We start from the raw sequence: 23,715 nt of genomic DNA, 5'->3' as shown, positions 1-23,715 counted from the left end.
TCATTTCAGGTAGCTCAGGACAACGGCGATAGTTCCAGCGCTGGCGCTGCACAGCATGGAAATTTTGTAGATAAAAAATAGGCGTGGTTTTTCACGATCAAGCGCAAAGAACACACGTGGCCAGATCACTAAACTGCCGTACAGATGGCAAGCCAGCATCAAGACCAGACAAGCGAATTTGATTTGTGCCCAATGATTGTCTATCCCTATGCCGCTTTGCCAGGCCAATCCCAGTCCAGAGCTCATAGTGAAAGCAATTAACAAGTACAACAAAGGTGCCGCGCGGGTGCCTTGTGTTTGCATTAATTCGGCGTAGCCATTTCCACCCCGGGATTGATACATGGGAAAAAGCAATACCAGATTAAAGTACATGGCACCTAACCAAGACAGCATGGCAAATACATGTACCAGCACTAAAATATTCAGTAAATTAAGCATTCAATCAAACCTAGAGTGTGAATTGGCAAACGATGAAACCGCGGATCAGTTAATTAATTCGTGTATCGTGGCTAGTATTAAATTGCACAGGCATAGGCTTCGATCGGTTTCAAATGGATATCCTCAGGTGCCTGTCCACATAAGCAGTCATCCGCTTTATCCAATTGCAGTATCGATACTTCGTTATGTAAGGCGTCATAGCGCAACATTTTCCCGATCAGGTTGTTGCCTATACCGAGCAATACTTTCAGTGCTTCGACTGCCTGCATGACGCCGATCACACCCGGTAATACGCCTAGAACACCTGCTTCTGCGCAAGATGGCGCCATTTCTGGTGGAGGCAATTCAGGATAGATACAGCGATAGCAAGCCGCGTCTTGCGTGCTGCCAAATGTCGTGACATAGCCTTCAAAACGATAAACGGCTGCATGTACATTCGGAATACCGAGTTTGACGCAAGCATCGTTGATCAGATAACGTGTTTTGAAATTGTCTGAACCATCCAAGACCAGATCGTATTGACTCAAAATTTCGAGAGCATTGCTTTCATCCAAATAGTGCGGATGGGTCTTCACCTTGATCATAGAATTAAGCCGGCCTATGGCGGCGGCGGCTGAATCCACTTTGAGTTTTCCTAGCTGATCTTCGCCGTGAATGATTTGTCTTTGCAAGTTACTGCTTTCGACCACATCGGCGTCAACGATGCCTATGGTGCCAACGCCAGCAGCGGCCAAATATAAGGCGGCGGGAGAGCCGAGGCCGCCGACGCCAATTAATAGCACGCGACTATTCATCAATTTGAGCTGACCAACTTCACCGACTTCTGGCACCAATAAATGGCGAGCATAGCGCTCTTTAGCCTGCGCGCTGAGTTGTTGCGGAATGCGACTTTCCAGTGCAGATTCTTTCCATTGTTTGTAACCGCCACGGATGCTGTAGACATTTTCGTAGCCAAGATTTTTCAGGCTTTCTGCCGCAAACAGAGAACGTAAGCCACCTGCGCACATGACGGCAATGGGACGTTGTTTGTCGTCGCAGACATGATGAACCCGCAGTTCTAATTGACCACGTGCCAAGTGATGCGCTGGTGTTGGTAAGCCATCCTTAATTTCGTCGGCATCACGGACATCTAGCAAGATGGCATCGTCATGACGCACCATATGCAAGGCCTGTTCTGGTGAAATTTCTTGCAAGGTTTGGCGCAAGTAGGCGGCGCGATTTTCATAAGAACTCATCTCAGCCTCCTGCAAATGCAGTCATGATTTCCAGGCGCGATTGTTCGCCTAATGCTGTTTTCAGACCACCGGTTTGGCGGATGTTCTGGCCGTTTACATACATGTTGATATATTTTTTTGGTGCACTGTGATCGGCTTCCAGCAAGCGCTCCGACATCGATGGATCGAGCTGATTGAGTTGCAAGATCGCGTCTAATACGGTTTCTGCCTGAATGGAAATTTGAGCAATTCCCTTCGCAAATTTGCGTAAAGGTACGGGCAGATTGATATGCACTGTTTTCACGTTGAGCTCCAAAGACGAGAGAAAAATATGAGAGAAAATTCAATCCGAAAAATCAAATATATTTGATAAATTTACTTAATTTTTAGAATTGTGAAATTACTACTTTTGCGAGGCTCGATTATTCAGGATGTGCCAATCGCTGGCTATAGTGAAGATGACCATTGCCGTGTGACTGGTACCCATGGCATGAGCCATTCGGCTTATTGAGTTGTCGCTTCTGCAAAGCTAATCTTCGCCTCTATTCAATGTGTGGACTGATGAAATATCCGATTCTTAAATCGCCACTTTTGAACATTTCACTAATTCATTATCAATGCATCGATGCAGATAGGCATTGATGTTCACGTGTTGTTTTGTATGGAGAATCGATGTTAGGTTTTTTTCGCAAGAAGGACAGACTCGATACCAGATGCAGCGTCAAAATCGCTCCCTGGAATACCGTGCTCGATTTGAAATCGGGTAGCAATTTATTAGATGCGGCAATTGCGCAGGGATTGCCTGTGCCATACAACTGTCGTGTGGGTGCATGCAAGACTTGCCAGATTAAAGTTTTAGAAGGCCAAGCAAAATCGCTGATCGAGCGTGAATATGTCTTTAATCGCGAGGAAATCGCTGCTGGTATGTATCTCGCATGTCAGACCAGAGTTGAATCGGATTTGCTGATTGATTGGCCGCAATTATTGGAAACGACGTCCACGCAAAAACAGAGCGCAGTGTTGCAGCACATTGAGGCAATGACTCCGCGTATATACCGGATTCAATTGCGACTCTCAAAAGCCGCGAGCTGGACTGCTGGGCAGTTTGCACAAATTTTGCCGCAAGGTTTGCAATTGGAGCCTCGCTGCTATTCGATGGTGTTTGGTGCGCAAGATCAAAGTTTGATTAGTTTCGATATCACGCTGTATCCGGGTGGAGCAGTGTCGTCTTGGTTGGCTGACACAGCGAATCTGGGCAAGTCGGTACAAATCGAATTGCCGTTTGGTGAATTTGGTCAGCACTTATCTAGCGAAGCGGCAGCTAAATCTCCTCTGTTATGCATTGCGGGTGGCAGTGGTGTTGGATCTATTAGTGGCATTATTGCCAGCCATGCACAGCGGCAGCGTCAACCGAATGACGAGGTCGCTCCCGTAGTATTGGTCGTGGGGGCGCGACAACGTACCGACATTTATGGCTTGCAAGAACTACGTGATCTAGCGCAGCAGATACGTCTGCCCTTGTACATTGATGTGGTGTTAGATCGCGAACCAGTTGGCAGCGATTGGCAAGGAAAACGAGGCTATGTTGCTCAGCATTTGCAACAAATTTTGGCGGATGCGGCTTCGTACGATCAACAATTTCAGCAGACGCAAGATGCATGGAAAGTCTTGTTATGCGGTCCACCGCCCATGGTTGATAGTTCAATCGATAGCTTGAAGCAATGTGGCCTGAAGGCGCAGCAAATGGCTTTTGATAAATACGAACAAAGCGCAGCAGTAGTTTGATGGAACCCATCACAGGAGTCGTCACGCAAGCGATTCGCGACGAATTCATTTTTCCGTTTTTAAGTGGCCATGTTTAAATATCTCAAACATTCGATTCTGACTTGTTTCATCGTTCCCGGTGCGGCACTCACTGTGCTACTGGCACCGCAATGGTCCTTCTTGGTGCCTATAGTCATCACCCTGATTAACATGATTGGCGATAACTTTACTTCTCCGGATCGCAGTGTTCCTCAATATAGTCAGTTGTGGATACTCGATGGCTTTGTCTACCTGTACGTGCCTATCGTCAGTTTTTATATGTTCACGCTGATGTGGTTGATCTCTCCTGGGGACTTCTTAGGCTTCTCAGCCTTGGTTCAGGCTCAACTAGGTGTCGATCTATTTCAGATTAAAACGGCGGCGGGTTTACGTGGACTGTTGTCGGGAACTTTTGCGGTTGGGTATGTGCTGTCCTCGAACCATCTTTATGCACATGAATTAGTGCATCGTACTACCGATAAGTTTGCGATGTTGACCGGGCGCTGGCTATTAGCCATGACTGGAGACGCACAGTTTTCGATTTCGCATGTGTATGCGCATCATGCCAACGTAGGTACGAGCTTGGATGCGGCTACTGCCCGACGTGGTGAATCTGTGTATCGATTCTTCATACGTTCTACCATAGGGCAATACAAAGAATCTTGGGACATAGAACGTCAGCGCTTAATCAATCGTGGTGTGGCGATTTGGTCTTTGCATAATCGCGTGTTGACCGGTTTGTTGATGACACTGGCACTGTATGTAGTTTGGTATCTGGCAGCAACTTGGATCGGCGTTTTGATCTATACATTGGTGATCATCAACGCGAAATTCCTGTTTGAAACCATTAATTACATTGAACACTATGGTGTAGTGCGAGTTCCAGGCACCAAGGTGTTGCCTCATCACAGCTGGGATTGTGATGCTCGCATTTCTTCAAATGCCCTACTTAACCTATCACGTCACGCCGATCACCATGCGAACGCACACAAGCCCTATTGGGAATTGGAGACTTTTGATACCAGTCTACAACTTCATTACGGCTATATCAGCACTATCGTGGTCGCGTTGATTCCATTTTGGTGGCATCGCTTTGCCGCGCCGCAATTACATCAATGGGATCTGCATTCTGCTTCACCAGAAGAAAAGAAATTAGCTCAGCAGGCAAACTTGGCAAGCGGTTTGTCGTTGTTTACCCGAACTTTTAATGCATTCCACACTGTCAACGAAGGGAAATAATCGTGTTCAGTCAATATATAGAGAAGATCATTCGCTGGCGATTTGTCGTTATCGGCATGACCTTGTTAATGACAGTTTTTATGCTGTCACAAATGCGTCACCTGAAAGTCATCATCGATCCAAATCAAATGCTGCCGCAAGCACATCCGTATGTGATCGGTACTAATCTGGCAGAAAAGATATTCGGTTCGAATTACGTATTGGTCGTTGCGGTATCACCTAAACATGGTGATATTTATCAAAAAGATGTGTTGCAACGTGTGCAGACTATTTCTGATGAATTACAAAAATTGCCGAACGTCAAAGCAGAAACCTTGATGAGTTTGACTGCGAAACGTGCCAAAGGCATTGCGGGTGAAGCAGAGGGTTTAGAAGTGAAACCTCTGTTGCATGGCAGCGCAATTGATCAAAATTCCATTGACAAATTGAAATCTTCTCTAGCGCGTAATCCGATTTATAGCGGTGTTGTACTGTCGCAAAATCAAGATATGGCGGCAATCACGATTGCTGTTGAGAAAGGCCCCAAAGGCTTCACGCCAACTTTGGAAGCGGCCTACAAATTAATACAACCATTAGCGAATGACGAGGTGCGCATTGCTGTCAGCGGCACGCCTGTATTCGTGTATTACGTTGAGAAATATACGCAACGTATGGCGATCCTGTTTCCACTCGCCTTGCTCATAGTCGGATTGCTTCATCTCGAAGCATTCAGGACGTGGCAAGGTTTTTTTTTACCGCTGGTCACCGCCTTCTTATCGGTATTGTGGGGCTTAGGTTTAATGGGTATCGCCAAGGTGTCAATCGATGCCTTTAATGCGAGTACGCCGATTTTGATTCTGGCTGTCACCGCCGGACATGCGGTGCAGCTACTGAAGCGGTATTACGAAGAGTTTGAATTATCGATTAAACGCGGCAATGATGCGGTGACTGCGAATCGCGAAGCAGTCGTACATTCTATGGCTAAAGTGGGACCAGTGATGCTTGCTGCTGGTTTGGTCGCGGTGATGGGATTCTTGTCCTTGATGTCGTTTGATATCGTGACCATACGCAATTTTGGTATCTTTACTGGTCTCGGTATTTTGTCTGGCTTAGTGATAGAACTGACCTTCATTCCCGCAGTACGTTCATGGTTGAAACCACCTAAACTGCGTACGCAGCCTATGCGCTTTGATATTTTGAGTCCGGTGGTAAGAGGAATTAAACAAGCGACGAGCACTGCGCGTATTCCTCAGGTAATCGCTTTCTTTGTCGTTGTGGTTGCTGTTGCCGCTTTTGGACTTTCACAATTGAAAGTCGAAAACTCGAATAAGAGTTTCTTCTCTGCAAACCTGCCGTTTCAAGCTGATGATCAGTTGATCAACGCCAAGATGGCGGGAACCAATACCCTGTATTTGGTGTTTGAAGGTCAGCAACAAGATGTGATCAAAGACCCTAAAGTCTTGCAGTTGATGGAGAAAACGCAGCGCTTTTTGGAAACGCAGCCAGGCATAGGTAAGACGATTTCTATCGTGGATCTGATTAAGCGCATGAATCAAGCCATGCATGCCGACGTATCGACTGAATTACGTATTCCGGAAGACAGGAATCTGGTATCGCAATTTTTGTTGCTGTACTCGATGTCAGGTGAGCCAGCAGATTTTGATCGTTATGTTGACTATAACTATCAAAATGCGAATATCACTGCATTCGTAAAACACGATAATAGTCGTGAAATTCAAAAAGTCATCGCTAATACACGAGAATTTCTGAAGGCAAATAACGATCCACGCATTACGATACACTTCGGTGGTAGCGTGCCGCAATCGACTGCCTTGTCTGAATCCTTGGTAGAAGGAAAATTGAAAAACGTGATGCAAATCGGCGCAGTCATTTTCTTGGTCTCGGCATTGCTATTCCGTTCTCTTATCGCTGCCTTCCTGATCGTAACACCGCTGGCAATTACTGCCTTGGTCAATTTTGGTGTGATGGGATTGACGGGCATTCCTTTGAATACACCAAATGCGATTACTGCACCAATGGCCATCGGGATTGGCGCTGATTATGCGATTTATCTCTTGTACAGAATTCGAGAAGATCTAAAAATTCACGCCAGTTATGACGTGGCGATTGATGCTGCGTTGGAATCCGCTGGTCGCGCTATCCTCTATGTAGGCACCGCGATTGCTGGTGGTTATTCCGTGTTGATGTTGTCACGTGGATTCAATATTCATATTTGGTCTGGCATTTTGATCGTGTTGTCTATGCTGGTGAGTGTGGTCACGACTTTGTTATTGTTGCCAGCTTTGATTAAATGGCTGAAACCTGGATTCTTGCATGTACATACGAATCAAAGTGCGTCTATCCGCGGCTCAGTGGCTTCTTGTGTTGGGCTGATTGCCACCGGTATCTTTGGCGCTATGTTGATGCACACAGAGCCTGTGCAGGCGGCGACTAGTGATGCTGAAAAAATGATGGAGCGTAATTTCATTGCAAATCGCTTCGATGATTCCAGCGCCAATGCCAGCTTTCAATTGATCAACAAAAACGGTGATCGTCGTGTTCGCGAAACTTTCGGAACAACAAAATTGCAAGGTAAGGGTTTAGACACTAAGCGCATGACACGGTTTATGTCTCCGTCCGATATCAAAAATACCGTTACTTTATTGGTTGAGCATAGCGACGGTGACGATGACATGTGGATTTATTTGCCAGCCTTAAAAAAAGTACGTCGGATTGCTTCATCCAATAAAAGCGAAAGTTTTGTTGGTACCGATTTATCGTACGGCGATGTCATCGGACATAAAGTCCATGATTGGCAACACAAGATCGTGACGACTGAAAATATTCAAGGTCGCACATGTACTGTGATTGAATCCGTACCGAATTCCAAAGCAATCGCCGATAGTTCTGGATATTCAAAACGTATTTTGTGGGTAGACAATGAATCTGCACTAGCATTGAAGACGGAATTTTTCAATACCAATCAACAGCTATTAAAGACATCGATCTTGAGTCAAATTGTGAATGTTGATAAAGAAAAGAATCGTTGGCAGCCGATGTTGATGGAAGTGCAGAATGTGCAGACAGGCCACAAAACTGTGATTGAGTGGAAAAATTTTAAGGCGAATCAAGGTGTGAAGGATGACTATTTCACGCAACGCTATTTGGAACGCGAAGAGTAAATTAAATAGCACATGCAGAATCCAGAATTGTTACGCAGGCCTGTGCCGTCGGCCTTGTTTCTCTTTGCTTTTGTCGTCGCGTGTTTGACAGGACTACAGGCTCACGCCCAAGAAGTGGTTGGTGAGGCTAAACCATCGGTACAAGACAAGACTGAATCCAAGATCGAATCCATATCGCCAACTTGGCTAGATTTGCGGGGCAATTTGAGTTTGGGGGCATGGTCTGGTGATCGTTGGTTAAACGATCAAACTAGTTTTGGTGTTGCGCAGTTGCAGTTGAATATTGCGACTAAATTTGATAGTGCCTGGAGCTTTCATAGCAATGCCAATGTGAGTTATCTCGGTTCAAAGGATGACTCTGCTGATTCCGCTAAATCTACCAGTATTCCAAAGCGTCATAGTTATTTACGTGATGCCTATTTGAAGTGGGATATTGAGCGTGCGGAATGGCGGATAGGAACTCAGGTATTTTCTTGGGGACGTGCCGATAGAATTAATCCTACGGATAATTTAAGTGCGCGTGATTTTACTAGCCCGTTTGTCACAGATGAGGAACAAAAATCAGGGAGTGTCGCAAGCAGCCTGAGTCTGGATTTGAATGCAGATACACGCTTGCAGTTCGTCGTGCAACGAGTACCTGATGGAAGCAAGCAGGGGCAAGTACCGAGCGCTAGGATAGAAGCAGGTTTTCCCCTAGCCTTCACATCACGAACCTATGATTATGCGCTTAGGCTCGATCAATCCGTGAGTTCTATTGATTGGTCGGTTTCGTATTTTGATGGTGTAGAAAAAGTACGCTCGTTGGAATTGCTACAGCAGCGCGGGCGTTTGTTGGGCGTACAACGGCGTTATGCGGCTTTGCAAAGTGTGGGAGCGGATGCCGCGACGACCAGCGGCAATTGGGGCTTGCGTGGTGAATTGGCGTATTTACGTTTCAAGCCTGAAAATGCAGAAAATGCGGGGCGGCTCTCGCATTGGTATGGGGTGTTTGGGGTAGAGAATAATCTGGCGCATTTTTCTCATATCGTGTCGAACGCCACTTTTGGTGTGCAATATTTTTTTCGACGTTTTGCGCAAGACCCGCACTTTGCAAATCTGCCCGATGCGTGGCGTACACCACTGGATAAATTACAGCTTGCGAACAATCAGTTACATCACTGGCAGGATGGTTTTACCGTGCGTTTTGCACAACGTTTAATGAATGATCAGTTAGATTATGAAATCGTCGGTATGCATAATTTTCGTGATGGCGATTTTGTATTGCGGCCGCGACTGAATTTTCGTTATTCCGATTCTACAAAATGGGTGTTTGGCTGTGATCTTTTCCGCGGAAAAGATCACAGTTTTTTTGGTAGTCTAAAAAAGAATTCGTTGGCATTTACTGAACTTGTTTTGATCTTCTGAGGAGCTAGTCATTATGCAAGTCCCACCTACAATTTTGTCTTTAAAAAAACGTGTTACCGCCGAGATTGACGCAAATTTTGCATCGCATACCCCTGCAGAGACATGCTTGCTATTGGATAGCACAGGACCTAGTTTTACCCGGCAATATATAGTTTTGAATGCGATTGGTCTCGAGCGTCTACAGGCGTTCAATGAGATTCATGCATTTTCAGGTTCGGTTTACGCACTGTTTGGTTTTATGGCGTTTTCAACAGGTAAAAACCGCGTCAGTATCGATACACTTTGCCATCCTCAGGCGGAGAAAGTGTTCCGCGATCAACATCATACGGGTACATTTTCTGGCCTGCGATCTATCGCTAAATTGTTGACCGGGCAGTCCGCATTTAATTCGACTCAGCCCCTCATCGCCTCTTTGGAATACATGTTTGGTGACTTTGTTGATTTACCATTTTCACATTTTGCATCGAATATTCATATTTATCTGGCTAAGCATAAAGATGCGCAATTATTGGTGTTGTCGAATAATGAAAATTGTTCACCTGAACTGGTGGAGTTACGCTCCATGCCTATCAAATACATTATTGCGATGGCAGCGAATGTGCCGTTTGTGTATGGCGGTGTGAAGCAGGGAACGCCCTATTTTGATCCTGTCTACACCAAGCATTACTTGCCGACCTTGAAACGTATTACTAGCACTGACAAACAAACGTTGATCTCCACGCCATGGCGCTCGGGTAAAAAAGAAAATCGACATTACCTCAATTGTTACCCTAGCGGTAATGCGCGTTGGCAGATGTTGAAGGACTTCAGTCGCTTAGTTAGTGGTCGCCGTAATATTGCCTGGAGCCGAGATATTTATACAGCGTTTCGATATAGCGTTTGAATATGGTAGTGAGTCGGTCTTGGAATCTTAGTGTGACCAATAGTTAACAAGTCCGACTGCAGATCTGATTTCAGTATTGTTGTTGAAAGACTTGGCGCATGCAAATTCATCTGTAAATTGATGCCCTGTAGTCCTTCTATCAACGAGGAATAATTAATGCAAAATTCCAGTAATTCAATAATTGACTCGTTAGATTAGCCGGACATCGTTTCACCGCCATTATTTGGGGTAAATGATAAGCATGTGCGCGGCGTGAGAATCCGGAAATGAGCCCTTTGAGATGACCGCGGATAGTTAAGTAGCGCCACTCAATCTGATATAGGAATACGGCATTTAATCATGCCAATAAAACGCCGTTTTTCTGGCGAACTCAATAGTCGTGTATAGAGCTAAATCGACCTAATGCCTTGACGAGAAAGCGGCGGCGTTTCAACACCGCCTATCTTGTTGCTACTGACTTCATCCTTGAGTCAAGTTAAACCCTTCGTCGATCCAACCTGTGATTCCACCGAGCATGATTTTGACTGGGCGACCTAGTTTGGCAAGTACCATTGCGGCGCGGGTCGCGCCATTGCAGTGTGGCCCAGCGCAATAAGTGACAAACAAGGTACTGTCAGGGTATTCAGCAAGTCTTGATGCAATCATTTTACCGCGTAGCATATTGATGGCACCGGGAATGTGACCACGCTGATATTGTTCAGGGCTGCGCACATCAATCAAAATAAAGCCTGGCTCGCCCTGTTCGAAGGCGTGGTTGACATCCCAACAATCGGTTTCAAATTGTAGTGTGTTGGCAAAGTGTTGGTAGGCGCTTTCACTACCTGCGGCGGATACAGCAAGAACAGGGCTGAGTGTTGAGATAGACATCATGTTTCCTTGTTGAGATGAGATAAAGAATCGAGTGCGACCTAAGGTAGAGAGATTGTGCGCCGTTTCTAAAACGCGGTATAGTGGCGGGAAAGCCAATTAACAGTCGTATTCTGCCATTTGTAAATTATGATTTTTAATCTCCAATGACTACTCCGCTTGTTGTAGCTCTCGCCTACGATCAACTCTGCACTTTCGAATTTGCTTGTGCGGTGGAGTTGTTTTCCCTAGAGCGTCCTGAGTTAGGGGTTGATTGGTATCGCTTTGCTGTATGCGCCGCAGAGCCAGGTAAGCTTCGAGCTGCTGGCGGTATCACCGTAGAGGCACCCTACACTTTGCGTATGCTTGATCGTGCCGATTTGATTATTATTCCTGGCTGGCGTGATGTCGACGAGCGTCCGCCAGCGCAGTTGCTTGCGAAAATTCGTCGTGCTTATGCACGTGGCGCGCGTTTTTGTACGATTTGTTCAGGTATTTTTGTGCTAGCAGAAGCCGGCATTCTTGATGGAAAAATTGTCACGACGCATTGGCGATATGCAGATAAGTTAGCCAAGCGCTTTCCGTCGATTGAGGTTCAAGCCGATGCACTGTATGTCGATGCTGGTCAGGTAATTAGTTCCGCTGGATCCGCGGCAGGATTAGATATGCTTTTATATTTGGTGCGAAAAGACTATGGCGTCAAAGTGGCGAACCAAGTTGCTCAACGCTTAGTGATTCCACCACATCGTGAAGGTGGACAGGCGCAATATATTCCACGTCCGGTAGCCCAAGATGAGCGCGGTAGGCTGTCCGCTTTGTTGGATTGGGTAAGGATCAATCCACATTTGCCGCATACGGTGGAAACGCTAGCTGCCCGAGTCGCGATGAGCGAGCGCACATTGCAAAGGCAGTTTCTCGAATTTACGGGCTATTCTCCCTACGAATGGATTATTCGCGAACGGGTCGCTATTGCTAAGGACTTACTGGAGTCGTCTAACACGGCTCTGAGTCAGGTATTGACATTAAGCGGTTTTGGCTCAGAAGAAACTTTTCGGCGACAATTTAGACGGGTGATCGGTACCAGCCCTATGGCATATAGAAAACAATTTTTTGGAAAATAAGGATGCCTGAATTAGGTCATAATGGAGCATTTAAGCTAGAAACCAGTTCAACAAGTAAAGGATAATTGTATGTATACACTCTTTATCGCTAACAAAGTCTATTCTTCTTGGTCATTACGTCCGTGGATCATGATGCGCGAGATGGAATTATTATTTGAAGAAAAGTTAGTGACCTTTGGCACCGGTAGTAATTGGGAAAATTTCCGTAAATTTTCTCCTGCAGGGAAAGTCCCCTGCCTGCACGATAGCGAATCTATTGTTTGGGATTCTCTAGCCATCATCGAATATCTGGCCGATCGCCATACTGGCGTGTGGCCACAAGATCCAAAAGCAAAAATCTGGGCGCGCTGTGCCGCTGCAGAAATGCATTCTGGCTTCAATCAACTTCGCAGCACTTGCCCCATGCATGTGGGTTTACGTATACGATTGAAAGAAGTTGCAGTGGATTTGCAAGCCGAAATTGATCGTTTGAATGAGCTCTGGTGTGAAGGTTTGAATCGTTTCGGTGGACCATTTTTGGCTGGTGAAAAATTCACTGCAGTCGATGCTTTTTTTGCGCCGGTGATTTTCCGGATTCAGACTTATGGTTTGAAGATGAATGAACAAGCTAGCGGCTATGTAAAACGTATGTTGGCTTTACCAACTATGCAGCAATGGCAGACTGAAGCTTTACGTGAAAAATGGCGGGAGCCAGGTCACGAAAAATCCGCTTTGGCGGTTGGTGAAGTGCTGGAAGATAAACGTATGCAACCTTAATCATTTTAGCTACGTAAAATAATCGACATCGTATTTGACTTCGTATTCGACTTCATGTTCGACTTCATGTTCGACGATACATAGCGATAGAAATGAAAAATGGTGTTCTGTTTTTAATGCAGAACACCATTTTTCTTTGATGGGTATTGATTTCTGTGAACGCTACTTACCATAGCGAAATTTCAGGAAGTCTTTTCTGGTTTCGGATTTGTTTTTGATTTTTCATGAATAATTTTCATGCTTCCTTTATCGCAAGTACCTAGTACCCGACCTTCTAGCTTTGTGTCTTTACTGACCACGGTCATGCCATAGTCTTTGACACCTTTCCCAGTGACTTTTTTTTCTATCTTGGCTTTGAGATCGTCACAAGACAAGACGCCAGCGGAAGCGGAACAAGCCATGAATAGCAGACTGCTTGCTAAGAGATATTTTTTCATTCGGCACACTCCTGTTGTGAATACATGATGTTCTTTATAGGCTGAGAGAGACGCCTGACGCGTACAACATTATCACTAGGAAATAATTCCGAAAAGAAATATCCAAGTATTGAGCAAATTTTTGCTTTGATTTTGTTGTAAATTGGTTTCGGGCAGGTGTAAAAACTGCTTAAAAACCACTACTCAAGCCGACGAATAGCTGGCGTGGCGCAATCGGAAAGCTATTGTAAGTTCCATTCGCCGCACCGACCACCAGCGTTGAAACGCCACGTCTTTGCGTCAAATTCAGGATTTGAAAATTCAAACGGTTTTGGCCTCTATTCCAAGCCCATGGCAAGCGATATTGCAGTGAAAAATTGACGAGAAGATGAGACGGAATTGCCATGTCATTCGTGTAAGTTGCATACCGTCTGCCAACATAATCAGCCATTAACTGCCATTCCAGCGCATTCCAATTGGCCTTGAACATGGTTTTGTTTAACCAATTGGGACTGACGGGAACTTGCTTGCCGCTAGTATTGACGCGATTGTTGCCATTTAAATAGTCGTCTTGGTAGGTAGAGCGGTTATACGATAGACCATTAAAAAGCGAATACTGCGCACCCCACTGCAAGTTCATGGAAATATCAATGCCTTGCGTTTTTACGCTACCGACATTTGCCAGTATGGGATTGCCATTGACGATAGAAGAAATCACCGGTGTTGGGCTGATCTGCAATAAGCGATCTCGAAAATTCACGTGATAGAGGCTGAGCTGCGCTTCCATTCCTGTCAGTCCTGTGCTGCGCGTCAGCGCATTGGAAAATTCACGGCGACCACGCACGCCACCTTCAATGCTGATCGCCGTTTCTGGTTCCGCAGTGCGTTTGAACAGATCGAAGGCAGTTTGATTATTTAAGCTCCAGGGAGAAGCACCCACCGCTCCATAGGTAATGAACTGGCGCAGATTTTTTTGTAAATTGACATAAAATTGGTCTTGCTCTGCCGTGCGCCATAGCAGTCCAAATTGCGGCAACATCCATTTTTTTGTGATGATCTTTCCTTCTGGGAGCGCGCTGGATCCGCCATTGATGGCTCCTAGTTTTGGTTGCACCGGAAAGCGCCCATCAGCAAATTGCAAGCTAGATTTAAGACCTGTCTGCAGGCTGAGGTTGGGATAAATTTTCCATTCATCTTGCCAATGCCATTGCACGACCTGGTTTTCAATTTCGCTACCATATTGTGTGATCAAAGGATGGGCTGGGCGTTGATACGGACTTAGTGGATCATTGGCATCAAGTCCATACCAGCGTCGGTAGGCGCTGGAGTGATTGCGTTCCAACCAGATGCCGGTTTGCCACTGATGGGCACCGCTATTGGCCTGCCATTGAGAAATCAAACCGCTGCGATGAATTTGATACTCAGTCGTTCTGACTGCGTAACCAGAGTCACCAAAAGTTTGTTTTAAATCCTGTTCGGGAAAATATACTTTGAATAAATTGGGTAAACCCGCCACCCCTATGGGGCCGGCGACTGCACCTAAACCATTATCGTAATGAGCGTAGATTTGATTATTCCACGCATTATTTGAATCAATTTGGCTGTCCAATTTTAGATAAGCTAAATGATCGCGTCTCTGTGCCACGCCAAAGTAATTACGATAGTTGGGGCCATCGTGGCGCGGTGGTTCGCCATTTGCCGTCAGATAGCGTTTGGCGTAGTCAAAATCTGGGTAAGTCGTTGGTCTGGTATAGGGGAGGGCGACGACCCCGGCATTGTGCACGACACTATCTTCGTTGGGTTCGGCCTTATCCGAAAAATTGTAATAAGCGGTGAGTTTGGCTAGTGCGAAATGTTTAACCCATTTGGCGTTAAATTGTTCCCCACCCTGTTCGCCTTCGAAATCCCAAGCTTTGGCACGGTGCCGGACAAATGACAGGTAATAGGCTTGTGAGCCAGTAGATAATCTAGCATCCGTATCGAGGGTATTTGCAGCAAGTTCACCGCTATCGTAGCGTATGAAGCTACGGCTGCTTGCATCGCTACCCACGGTTTGGGCAAACGAGAGTCCGGACTGCGGACGTGGGTCAGTAGAAAAACTCTCTATCGTGCCGCCGAGATTGCTAGTTGAGGCTGTCGCTAGATCACCTGCACCAGAATTCAAGACCACATTGCGTACATTTTCACTAATGATAGCGCGTTGCGGTGACAGACCGTTGTAGTTGCCGTACTGCTGGTCACCGAGTGGCACACCGTCTAAGGTGTAGCCCAATTGTTGAGCACTGAAGCCGTGGATTGTTAAGGAAAAATTTTGTTCATTATTCCCCCAAGGATCAGCCGATTGGAAATTTACGCCACTTAATTGATGCATACCTTTCAGGGGATTCATGCCGGGCAATAATGACTGTAGGCTAGTGCCGCGCAGGGCAAGCGCAGAGCGACTTTTTTGCCCTTGTATGACGACCGCTGGTAAGTTGTCTGGGGCAGTAGTTGCGGTAGACGGTGACGTAGCGTTGTTAGATTCCTGCAGCACTTTCTGGACTGCATTTTTTTCTACGTCCTTTTTCGCATTGCTGCTTTGTGCGAAGCCATGGTTAGTGCAGACCAATAGCAAGCTCCATGCAAAGCGTATTGCAACTGGAATTTTTTGAAGTCTGGATGCTGTCACAACATGTTTCATGACGTGATCAATTCACTTTAGGTTTGAACCATAAACTTTCATCTTGCAGTGGTGTTTCTTTCGGTAGCAGGTGATTCTGTATCTGTATCACCCGGCGTCTCTTGAAATTGACGGACTCTATCGCTTTGCCGTTGTATTTCCAAAAAATGGCGTCGAGAGAACCGTCTTTGATCATTTTTCGCAAACCGGTTTCAAGTCGCTTTTGTAAAGCTTGATTATTTTTCGATACGAAAAAATAATAAGGCCACGGATAATAAATTAGCAGATTTTCTTCAATTGCCAAGTCGGGATTCGCAGCACGATTTTTTTCAAATTCTATGAATACTTCGCCTATCCCACGTGGAAACAAATCGAAACGCTGGTAGCTGAGCATGCGAAACAAATTGCTGTATTTGGCCTCGATAACTTCTATGCCATTGGCTGTATATAGCTTAGAGTCATCCCAACCTACACCTTGACCAACGGTAAATTTTTTCAAATCCTCTAAGGATTTCACATTATCTAAAGACGCCTGCATATCTTTACGGATTAACATAATCCGGTAGCCCAGAATTCCTTTGCGCAATGGGATACGAATGGGTAAATAATTACGTTCTTTTTCTATCGTGGTCGAACTCCAGACTACATTTAGGTCGCTGCCATTCGCCAGATTATTCAGATAACGGAGGCCATTTGTATGTTGGGCCGATGGGCGTAGGCTAAACAGACCAAACTCGGCAACGGTCTTCTCTAGCGCCATTCGCAAGATTTCTTTGACGTCATTAAAGCGTGGATCGCCAGCATCTTCATCGGCGGGATGTACCACTAGGAGCACGTCTTTTGCTTTGGCGTCGAGTGGCATCAAAGACGCCAGTGAACTCAGCGTCAGGCAAACTATCAACAGTAATCGATACCAGACTAAGCGCATGTGCATGTCAATGAGTGAGAAAAAACTTGGGCTCTTGGCCCATTTATTTTCTATAAGCCTGCGGAATCAGATCGGAATCGATACTGAGTAACTTCATTCCTTACGGGCAAGACTTAATGTAGCACATTCAAGGAATGAATAATCGCGGTATCTACTGAATACAGCATATTTATTTGCTAATTTTGCGCAGTATTCGCACAGTAAGAAAGTGAGCGCACGACTCACTTTACTCTGCATCATAGTTTAAGCGTAGGAACATAGTCTGTCTTACATCAAGCTATGGTTTGGCTTGTGCTATTGAACAACGCTATACTTTCGTTCTTACGCTCAAAGTAAGCACAAAGTGCGTTCACTTTAGGCACAATCAAGGAGACCAAATTGTTCAAAAGACTAGTCTTATCAACTGCCATACTCGGCCTTAGCGTCCAGGCGTACGCAGACGAAGGCCAATGGCAGCCATACCAGTTGCCACAACTTAAAGCCGAACTCAAAAAGGTCGGCATTACAATACCTGCCGAAAAGTTAGCGGATTTATCTAAACATCCCATGAGCGCCATCGTCTCAACAGGCGGGTGTTCAGCTTCTTTTGTGTCACCAGATGGCTTGATCGTCACCAATCATCATTGTGCTTACGACGCGATACAACGCAATTCCAGCGCTAAGAAAAACTACATTAACGATGGTTTTTTAGCAAAGAGCCGTGCCGAGGAATTGCCGGCTGGTGCCAGCGTGCGCGTATATATCACCGATAAAGTCGAAAATGTCACGGCCGAGGTAACAACGGGTTTGAGCGACAAAATGTCCGGCCGCGAACGTCGTGAAATGATACAAAGTCGCATCAAAAAAATCATCGCCGATTGCGAACAAGATAAAGCTTATCGTTGTTCCGTGCCTAGCTTTCACCGTGGTCTGGAATACTACCGCATCCGTCAAATGATGATACGCGATGTGCGTTTGGTGTATGCGCCAGCCGACATGATCGGTAACTACGGTGGCGATATCGATAATTTTGAATGGCCACGTCACACCGGTGATTTCTCATTCCTGCGTGCCTACGTAGGTAAAGATGGCCGCCCTGCCGATCCATCACCGGACAATGTACCGTATAAATCCAAAGATTTCTTGGTGGTGTCTGCCGAAGGTTTGAAAAATGGCGATCCGATTCTATTAGCCGGTTATCCGGGTCGTACCAGTCGTTACAAATTACCATCCGAAATCCGCTTCGCGCGCGATACCGATTATCCGCTACGTGCCGCTGAAATGTTGGCCGACATCGCGACTATAGAAGCTGCGACCAAAGGTAACGCTGATGACGAAGTGCGTTATGCCAGCGTAGTCAAAGGCATCAATAATCGCTTGAAAAAGACCCAAGGTTTGATCGACGGTTTTGCGCGTAAAGACATCGCGGCAATTAAAGATGCTCAAGATGCAGAATTCCGTAACTGGTTGATCAGTTCTGGTAAAAATTCTGCAGAAGCGAAATCCTTATTGGCAAAACTGGATGCGGTGATTGCCGAAGATATGGCTTTATCACAAGAAGAACTCGCGTATGCCGTCGCAACCAATAGCGATTTGTTTGCCAGCGCACGTAGCTTGTATCGTCTCGCATTAGAAAAAGAGAAGCCCAACGCACAGCGTGAAGGCGGTTATCAAGAACGTGACATCGCTTTCATCAAAGGACGTCTGACGCGCTTGGAGCAATCTTTTGTGACCAAGGTCGATCGCGCTCGCTTGACGGCAGGTCTTACACGCTATGTTAAATTGGCAGTACACCCAAGTGGTTTGGATGCCTTGCTACCATCGATTGATGCAGCTACAGCCTTGTACGATAAAACCCAATTGACCGATACTGCAAAACGATTGGCGTGGATGGACAAAGACAAAGCCGCTTTTGCGCAATCCGATGATGCTTTTATTCAGCTCGCGGTGAAATTGCATGATGTCGGTATGTCTTTAGAAAACCGTCGTAAGGAAGTCGATGGCAATCTTGATTTCATCATCCCGCAATACATGCAAGCCGTGATTAACTGGAAAAAATCGCAAGGCAAGCCAGTCTATCCTGATGCAAACTCAACCCTGCGCGTCACTTTCGGTAATGTCGGTTCCTATTCGCCACGTGATGGTGTGACTAAAGGGCCATTTACCACGGTAGAAGGCATCGTTGAGAAACACACAGGCAAAGATCCTTTCATCGCACCAGCACCTTTGCTGCAAGCGATTAAAGAAAAGCGCTATGGTGTTTTTAAAGATAAAGTGCTTGGAACGGTACCGGTGGATTTCTTATCTAGTGCCGATACCACAGGCGGCAATTCTGGCTCGGCAGTAATGAATAAGCGTGGTGAATTGATAGGTTTGAATTTTGATTCGACCTATGAATCGATTACCAAAGACTGGTATTTCGACACCGCGATTACTAAGGCAATTCATGTCGATATTCGCTACATGCTGTGGATCATGAAAGAAGTCGATCATGCGGATAATGTGTTGAAGGAAATGACGATTAAGTATCCGAAGTAAGTTAGGTCAAAACCGTGTACAGCCCTAGACAAGCGTACACGGTTTTTTCTGTATTATATTCAGCAAGCTAATTTCCAGTAGTAAGGGATGAGTCATGACTAAGCACAATCTTACTTTGCAAGATCACACCACCGAATTTTTGCTTTATACCGCACCAAACGGCGAGATCAGGGTAGAAGTAATACTTGCTAATGAAACTATCTGGCTAACGCAGGAACGTATGGCAGAATTGTTTGGCGTGCAGCGACCAGCAATCACCAAGCATCTGAAGAACATTTTTGAAAGCAATGAGTTGCAAGAAGACAAGGTATGTTCCATTTTGGAACATACCACTGCACACGGAGCTATCGCGGGCAAGACACAAATTCAAAAGGTCAAATACTACAATCTGGACGCGGTAATTTCGGTCGGCTATCGTGTTAATTCAAGCCAAGCCACCCAGTTTCGTATCTGGGCAACGCAATTGATCAAGGAATACATCATCAAGGGTTTTGCCATGGATGATGAGCGCTTAAAAAATGGGCGTTTCTTTGGCAAAGATTATTTCCGGGAATTGCTGGAGCGGGTGCGTTCGATTCGTGCCAGTGAGCGGCGCATTTATCAACAAATCACGGATATTTTTGCGGAATGCAGTATCGATTACGATCCTAAATCGGAGACGACGCGATTGTTTTATGCCCATGTGCAGGATAAATTTCATTTCGCTATTACTGGGCATACGGCGGCTGAATTGATTTCCTTGCATGCCGATGCGAGCAAACCTTCGATGGGTATGAACACTTATAAAAATGCGCCGAATGGTCGCGTATTAAAGTCAGATGCGCTTGTCGCAAAAAATTATTTGAATGAGACCGATATTAAAAAGTTAGAACGTGCTGTATCGGCATTTTTTGACTATGTAGAGGGCATAATTGAACGGCGCACCACTTTTACCATGCAAGGCTTTGCTGAGAGCGTGGATAAGTTTCTAGCGTTTAATGAATATCGAATTCTAGAAGGCTTCGGAAATATTACGCGTCAGCAAGCGGAACAAAAAGCGATTGCCGAATATGAGAAATTTAATAAACAACAGCGTATTGAATCCGATTTCGACCATGCAATGAAAAAGCTATTGCAGAAAAAGAGCGAATAAAATCATCGATAAGGAAAACCATCGTCGATAAGTATCCGAAGTAAGTCGTTTCTTGCAACAAAAAAATTAGTGGTCAGCACCTCCACTGGCTGCTATTTTTTTGCCCATGATTTCTTGAGTGGCGTATTAACGGGCGTATAAAACATTGCTAGCGGCGCTGCTTGACTAATCGCTAAAACCGCCGGATGCGTGATTTTGCGTTGCACCGAAATCGCATAAAACTGCTCGGTAATTGCATCGGTGGAGCCAACTAGCTCCAGATCGTATTGGCGCATCACCATATCGGTAATCGCGCTTGGCATCGCAAAGAAGCCAACACCCGCTTCACCAAAGGCGCTCATTAAGGCGCTGTCATCAAATTCACCCGTGATTTTGGGGCGTATTCCCTGAGTTTCAAACCAATGCATTAAGCGAGAGCGTAAAGCCGAATCTTCGCCCGGCAATAATACCGGAGCACCATGCAGACATGCAGGAAATGCTAGTGGATATTGCGCACGTAGGGATTTAGTCGCAAAAAAACTCAAACCACATTCGCCTAAAGCATGACTAAATCCGCGCACTTTCATGGTCGGCGGCATAGGCGTATCAGTGATCACAATATCGAGTTTATGACGCGCAAGTTCACTCAATAAATCATCAAGCTTCCCTTCGCGGCAATTGATTTTCAGTGTTTGCGGCAAACTCAATGCTGGCTCTAACAATTTGTAGGCCACTGCTTTCGCCACCGCGTCTGAGACACCAACTCGCAGTTGCACCGTACGTTCGGTCGGATGGTGCTGCAAGACTTGTTCAAGCTCTTGCCCTAACAAGAAAATTTCCTCGGCATAGCCCAGTACCAGACGCCCCGCTTCCGTTAACTGCAGATTGCGACCCGCCTTTTTGAATAAGGCTTCACCCTGTAACTCCTCAAACAAGCTCAATTGCCCACTAATAGTTTGTGGCGTGACGTGCAATTGTTCACTAGCGCGGGCGATGCTGCCGGTTTTGGCAACGACCCAAAAATAATGCAAATGTTTGTAATTAATGCTTGCCATGGAGTTTTCCAATTTGTCTTGTACGATAAATACTTCGATTTTATCGATGAATAAGACAATTATATTCGACTTTTCTTTATGACTTGTCCGGCATACACTTGCCGCACCCAAATTGGGAATTGTTTTACGTCCGAATCTTTAGGAGAACGCCATGAGCATCTTAGACCGTAGCACAGCACAAACAGTGGATTATGTAGACCATAGTGCCATTAGCGGACACAAAGTACTGCGCAACACGTATATGTTGCTATCTATGACCTTATTGTTTTCCGCATTGACCGCAGGTGTCAGCGTTGCGTATGCCTTGCCGAGCATGGGCTTGTTGGTGACTTTGATCGGCTATTTTGGTTTGTTATTTTTAACGACCAAGTTAAGCAATAGTGCTTGGGGTATCGCTTCAGTGTTTGCCTTAACCGGTTTTATGGGCTTGACCTTGGGTCCGATTATCAGTCGCTATTTGGGTATGCCGGGTGGCAGTGGCATCGTTATGAATGCAATGGGTTTGACTGCCGTGATCTTCATGGGACTGTCGGCCTACGTGTTGGTGAGCAAACGTGATTTCAGTTTTATGGGTGGCTACCTGGCGATCGGTGTATTGGTCGCTTTCGTGGCTGGCCTAGGTGCGATTTTCTTCGAAGTACCTGCCTTGTCCCTGGCGGTTTCAGCGGCCTTTGTGTTGCTGATGTCGGGCATGATTTTATTTGAAACCAGCAATATCATTCGCGGCGGTGAAACCAATTACATCATGGCGACGGTCACGCTGTATGTCACGATTTTCAATTTGTTCACTAGCTTATTGCAAATTCTCGGCTTTATCGAAAAAGAATAAAGCAGATTTACTGGTGGGATGTACCGGCATCCCACCTCTTTTACTGAAAGAATTCCATGTTAGAAACAATTGCACAACCTTGGATGTGGGGTGCGTTTATCGCTTTCGTCCTGAGTATGTTGGCGCTCGATATTTTCGCTTTGGGCGGTTCCAAATCACACAAGGTCAGCATCAAAGAAGCCGCGAGCTGGTCTTTGGTCTGGGTCTCATTGGCCTTGCTGTTTAATTACGGCATGTATGTGTATTTGAAAGACATCATAGGCGAAGCCGCTGCGATGACGAAGTCCATGGAGTTTTTGACTGGCTATGTAATAGAAAAATCACTGTCGGTAGATAACGTCTTCGTTTTCCTATTGATCTTTGGTCACTTCGCGGTACCAGAACAATATCAACGCAAAGTCTTGTTGTACGGCGTATTGGGTGCAATCGTGATGCGCATCATCATGATTCTGGCTGGTAGTTGGGTCGTCTCGCAATTTGCCTGGGTCTTATATTTGTTCGGTATTTTCTTGGTGATCACGGGTTTGCGTATGTTGGTCGCGGCAGAAAAGGAGCCTGATTTAGAAGCCAATCCGGTATTGAAATTCGCCAAAAAATTACTGCCATTCAGCAAGGATTTTCATGCTGAAAAATTCAGTATCGTAGAAAACGGCAAGCGCGTGTTCACACCATTGTTGTTAGTGTTGATCTTGATTGAAATTTCTGACGTAGTTTTCGCGGTGGATTCAATCCCGGCCATTTTCGCGGTAACGACTGACCCTTTCATCGTTTTCACCTCGAACATTTTCGCGATCATGGGTTTGCGTGCTTTGTATTTCTTATTAGCGGACATGGCAAATCGTTTCCACTTATTGAAATTCGGTCTCGCATTTGTTTTGATGTTTGTCGGTACCAAAATGTTGATCGTGAAGTGGGTGCATGTACCGACCAATATTTCTCTGATGGTGATCGGTACGATTTTGGTGAGCTCTGTTGCCGCTAGCTTGATTGCGACACGTAAGAAAGCCGACTAAGCATCATTAGTATTTTAAAGATTAGCCGCCAAGGCTAATCATCTCAGTTCCCTCCTTGGGGCGCATCGCTGTAATGGCATGCGCCCTTTTTTTATTTTATATCTGGAGAAACTGCGTAACATTGATGGAACGATTATTGTTAGATTCAAATTAAGATTCCTTGATCGCAATGTCTGATTCAACTAAGCGAAGACCTAAAACCCCTCAACGCCGAGGCGCCGAAAAAACGAACAGAGAGAAAATCAGGTTTTTCTCTGTGCTCCTCTGCGCCTCCGCGTCTCGGCGTTGAGGGGTCTTGAATTTTGTAAATGAGACGACATCA

At 45.7% G+C, this 23,715-nt stretch carries 19 protein-coding genes; 11 read left to right on the top strand and 8 right to left on the bottom strand.

Features of this window, described 5'->3' with window-relative positions:
• The 3 genes from H8K55_RS07565 to H8K55_RS07555 all read right to left on the bottom strand — a co-directional run bounded on the left by H8K55_RS07565 (position 1) and on the right by H8K55_RS07555 (position 1,956).
• Entirely contained in the window at positions 1 to 438 is a 438-nt protein-coding gene (locus tag H8K55_RS07565) for a hypothetical protein (RefSeq protein WP_186941478.1), read from the bottom strand.
• A gap of 77 nt (positions 439 to 515) precedes the next feature.
• On the bottom strand, positions 516 to 1,673 hold the full coding sequence (gene moeB, locus H8K55_RS07560) for a molybdopterin-synthase adenylyltransferase MoeB (protein ID WP_186941477.1): 1,158 nt from the start codon (positions 1,671 to 1,673) through the stop codon (positions 516 to 518).
• A gap of 1 nt (position 1,674) precedes the next feature.
• Entirely contained in the window at positions 1,675 to 1,956 is a 282-nt protein-coding gene (locus H8K55_RS07555) for a MoaD/ThiS family protein (protein WP_186941476.1), read from the bottom strand.
• Between the two features lie 368 nt (positions 1,957 to 2,324).
• Here H8K55_RS07555 and H8K55_RS07550 point away from each other — a divergent pair, with 368 nt between their 5' ends.
• The 5 genes from H8K55_RS07550 (at position 2,325) to H8K55_RS07530 (ending at position 10,142) form a co-directional block, all read left to right on the top strand.
• Complete coding sequence (locus tag H8K55_RS07550; protein ID WP_186941475.1) at positions 2,325 to 3,437, top strand: 2Fe-2S iron-sulfur cluster binding domain-containing protein; 1,113 nt, start codon at positions 2,325 to 2,327, stop codon at positions 3,435 to 3,437.
• 69 nt (positions 3,438 to 3,506) lie between these two features.
• Entirely contained in the window at positions 3,507 to 4,694 is a 1,188-nt protein-coding gene (locus H8K55_RS07545; RefSeq protein WP_186941474.1) for an alkane 1-monooxygenase, read from the top strand.
• Positions 4,695 to 4,696: 2 nt separating this feature from the next.
• On the top strand, positions 4,697 to 7,855 hold the full coding sequence (locus tag H8K55_RS07540; RefSeq protein ID WP_186941473.1) for an outer membrane lipoprotein-sorting protein: 3,159 nt from the start codon (positions 4,697 to 4,699) through the stop codon (positions 7,853 to 7,855).
• A gap of 12 nt (positions 7,856 to 7,867) precedes the next feature.
• Positions 7,868 to 9,259 carry a hypothetical protein gene (locus tag H8K55_RS07535; RefSeq protein ID WP_186941472.1) on the top strand — a complete coding sequence of 464 codons (1,392 nt, stop codon included), beginning with the start codon at positions 7,868 to 7,870 and terminating at the stop codon, positions 9,257 to 9,259.
• Between the two features lie 13 nt (positions 9,260 to 9,272).
• Entirely contained in the window at positions 9,273 to 10,142 is an 870-nt protein-coding gene (locus tag H8K55_RS07530; protein WP_186941471.1) for a hypothetical protein, read from the top strand.
• Positions 10,143 to 10,601: 459 nt separating this feature from the next.
• On the opposite strand, the gene H8K55_RS07525 is transcribed toward H8K55_RS07530, so the two are convergent.
• Positions 10,602 to 11,009, bottom strand: coding sequence for a rhodanese-like domain-containing protein (locus tag H8K55_RS07525; protein WP_186941470.1), 408 nt, complete (start codon positions 11,007 to 11,009; stop codon positions 10,602 to 10,604).
• A 146-nt stretch (positions 11,010 to 11,155) separates the two neighbouring features.
• On the opposite strand from H8K55_RS07525, the gene ftrA reads away from it, so the two are divergent.
• Both ftrA and H8K55_RS07515 read left to right on the top strand, forming a co-directional pair.
• Positions 11,156 to 12,109 (top strand): transcriptional regulator FtrA, encoded by a 954-nt coding sequence (gene ftrA, locus H8K55_RS07520; protein ID WP_186941469.1) that lies wholly within the window; start codon positions 11,156 to 11,158, stop codon positions 12,107 to 12,109.
• 69 nt (positions 12,110 to 12,178) lie between these two features.
• Positions 12,179 to 12,865 carry a glutathione S-transferase family protein gene (locus H8K55_RS07515; RefSeq protein WP_186941468.1) on the top strand — a complete coding sequence of 229 codons (687 nt, stop codon included), beginning with the start codon at positions 12,179 to 12,181 and terminating at the stop codon, positions 12,863 to 12,865.
• A 182-nt stretch (positions 12,866 to 13,047) separates the two neighbouring features.
• On the opposite strand, the gene H8K55_RS07510 is transcribed toward H8K55_RS07515, so the two are convergent.
• The 3 genes from H8K55_RS07510 to H8K55_RS07500 all read right to left on the bottom strand — a co-directional run bounded on the left by H8K55_RS07510 (position 13,048) and on the right by H8K55_RS07500 (position 16,868).
• The gene (locus tag H8K55_RS07510) at positions 13,048 to 13,302 is read right to left on the bottom strand and encodes a DUF1161 domain-containing protein (protein ID WP_186941467.1); all 255 of its coding nucleotides are present in this window, start codon (positions 13,300 to 13,302) and stop codon (positions 13,048 to 13,050) included.
• Positions 13,303 to 13,471: 169 nt separating this feature from the next.
• Positions 13,472 to 15,961 (bottom strand): TonB-dependent receptor, encoded by a 2,490-nt coding sequence (locus tag H8K55_RS07505; protein ID WP_186941466.1) that lies wholly within the window; start codon positions 15,959 to 15,961, stop codon positions 13,472 to 13,474.
• 7 nt (positions 15,962 to 15,968) lie between these two features.
• Positions 15,969 to 16,868: a substrate-binding periplasmic protein gene (locus H8K55_RS07500; RefSeq protein ID WP_230408524.1), complete on the bottom strand. Its 900-nt coding sequence runs from the start codon at positions 16,866 to 16,868 to the stop codon at positions 15,969 to 15,971.
• 378 nt (positions 16,869 to 17,246) lie between these two features.
• Here H8K55_RS07500 and H8K55_RS07495 point away from each other — a divergent pair, with 378 nt between their 5' ends.
• Together H8K55_RS07495 and H8K55_RS07490 are read left to right on the top strand one after the other, a co-directional pair.
• Complete coding sequence (locus H8K55_RS07495) at positions 17,247 to 19,385, top strand: S46 family peptidase (RefSeq protein ID WP_186941465.1); 2,139 nt, start codon at positions 17,247 to 17,249, stop codon at positions 19,383 to 19,385.
• Positions 19,386 to 19,479: 94 nt separating this feature from the next.
• A complete protein-coding gene (locus tag H8K55_RS07490; protein WP_186941464.1) occupies positions 19,480 to 20,517 on the top strand; it encodes a virulence RhuM family protein in 1,038 nt (345 codons plus the stop codon).
• A 92-nt stretch (positions 20,518 to 20,609) separates the two neighbouring features.
• On the opposite strand, the gene nhaR is transcribed toward H8K55_RS07490, so the two are convergent.
• Complete coding sequence (gene nhaR, locus H8K55_RS07485) at positions 20,610 to 21,551, bottom strand: transcriptional activator NhaR (RefSeq protein WP_186941463.1); 942 nt, start codon at positions 21,549 to 21,551, stop codon at positions 20,610 to 20,612.
• A 151-nt stretch (positions 21,552 to 21,702) separates the two neighbouring features.
• Here nhaR and H8K55_RS07480 point away from each other — a divergent pair, with 151 nt between their 5' ends.
• Both H8K55_RS07480 and H8K55_RS07475 read left to right on the top strand, forming a co-directional pair.
• Positions 21,703 to 22,380, top strand: a complete 678-nt coding sequence (locus H8K55_RS07480; RefSeq protein WP_186941462.1) for a Bax inhibitor-1/YccA family protein — start codon at positions 21,703 to 21,705, stop codon at positions 22,378 to 22,380.
• A 56-nt stretch (positions 22,381 to 22,436) separates the two neighbouring features.
• A complete protein-coding gene (locus tag H8K55_RS07475) occupies positions 22,437 to 23,393 on the top strand; it encodes a TerC family protein (protein ID WP_222612394.1) in 957 nt (318 codons plus the stop codon).
• The last annotated feature ends 322 nt before the right edge of the window (positions 23,394 to 23,715 follow it).

The sequence above is a fragment of the Affinundibacterium flavidum genome, assembly GCF_014284175.1.
In the GTDB taxonomy this organism is placed as follows: Bacteria; Pseudomonadota; Gammaproteobacteria; order Burkholderiales; family Burkholderiaceae_D; genus Undibacterium; species Undibacterium flavidum.
The sequence above is the reverse complement of the archived record's forward strand: the minus strand, read 5'-3'. Positions and strand labels throughout refer to the sequence as shown.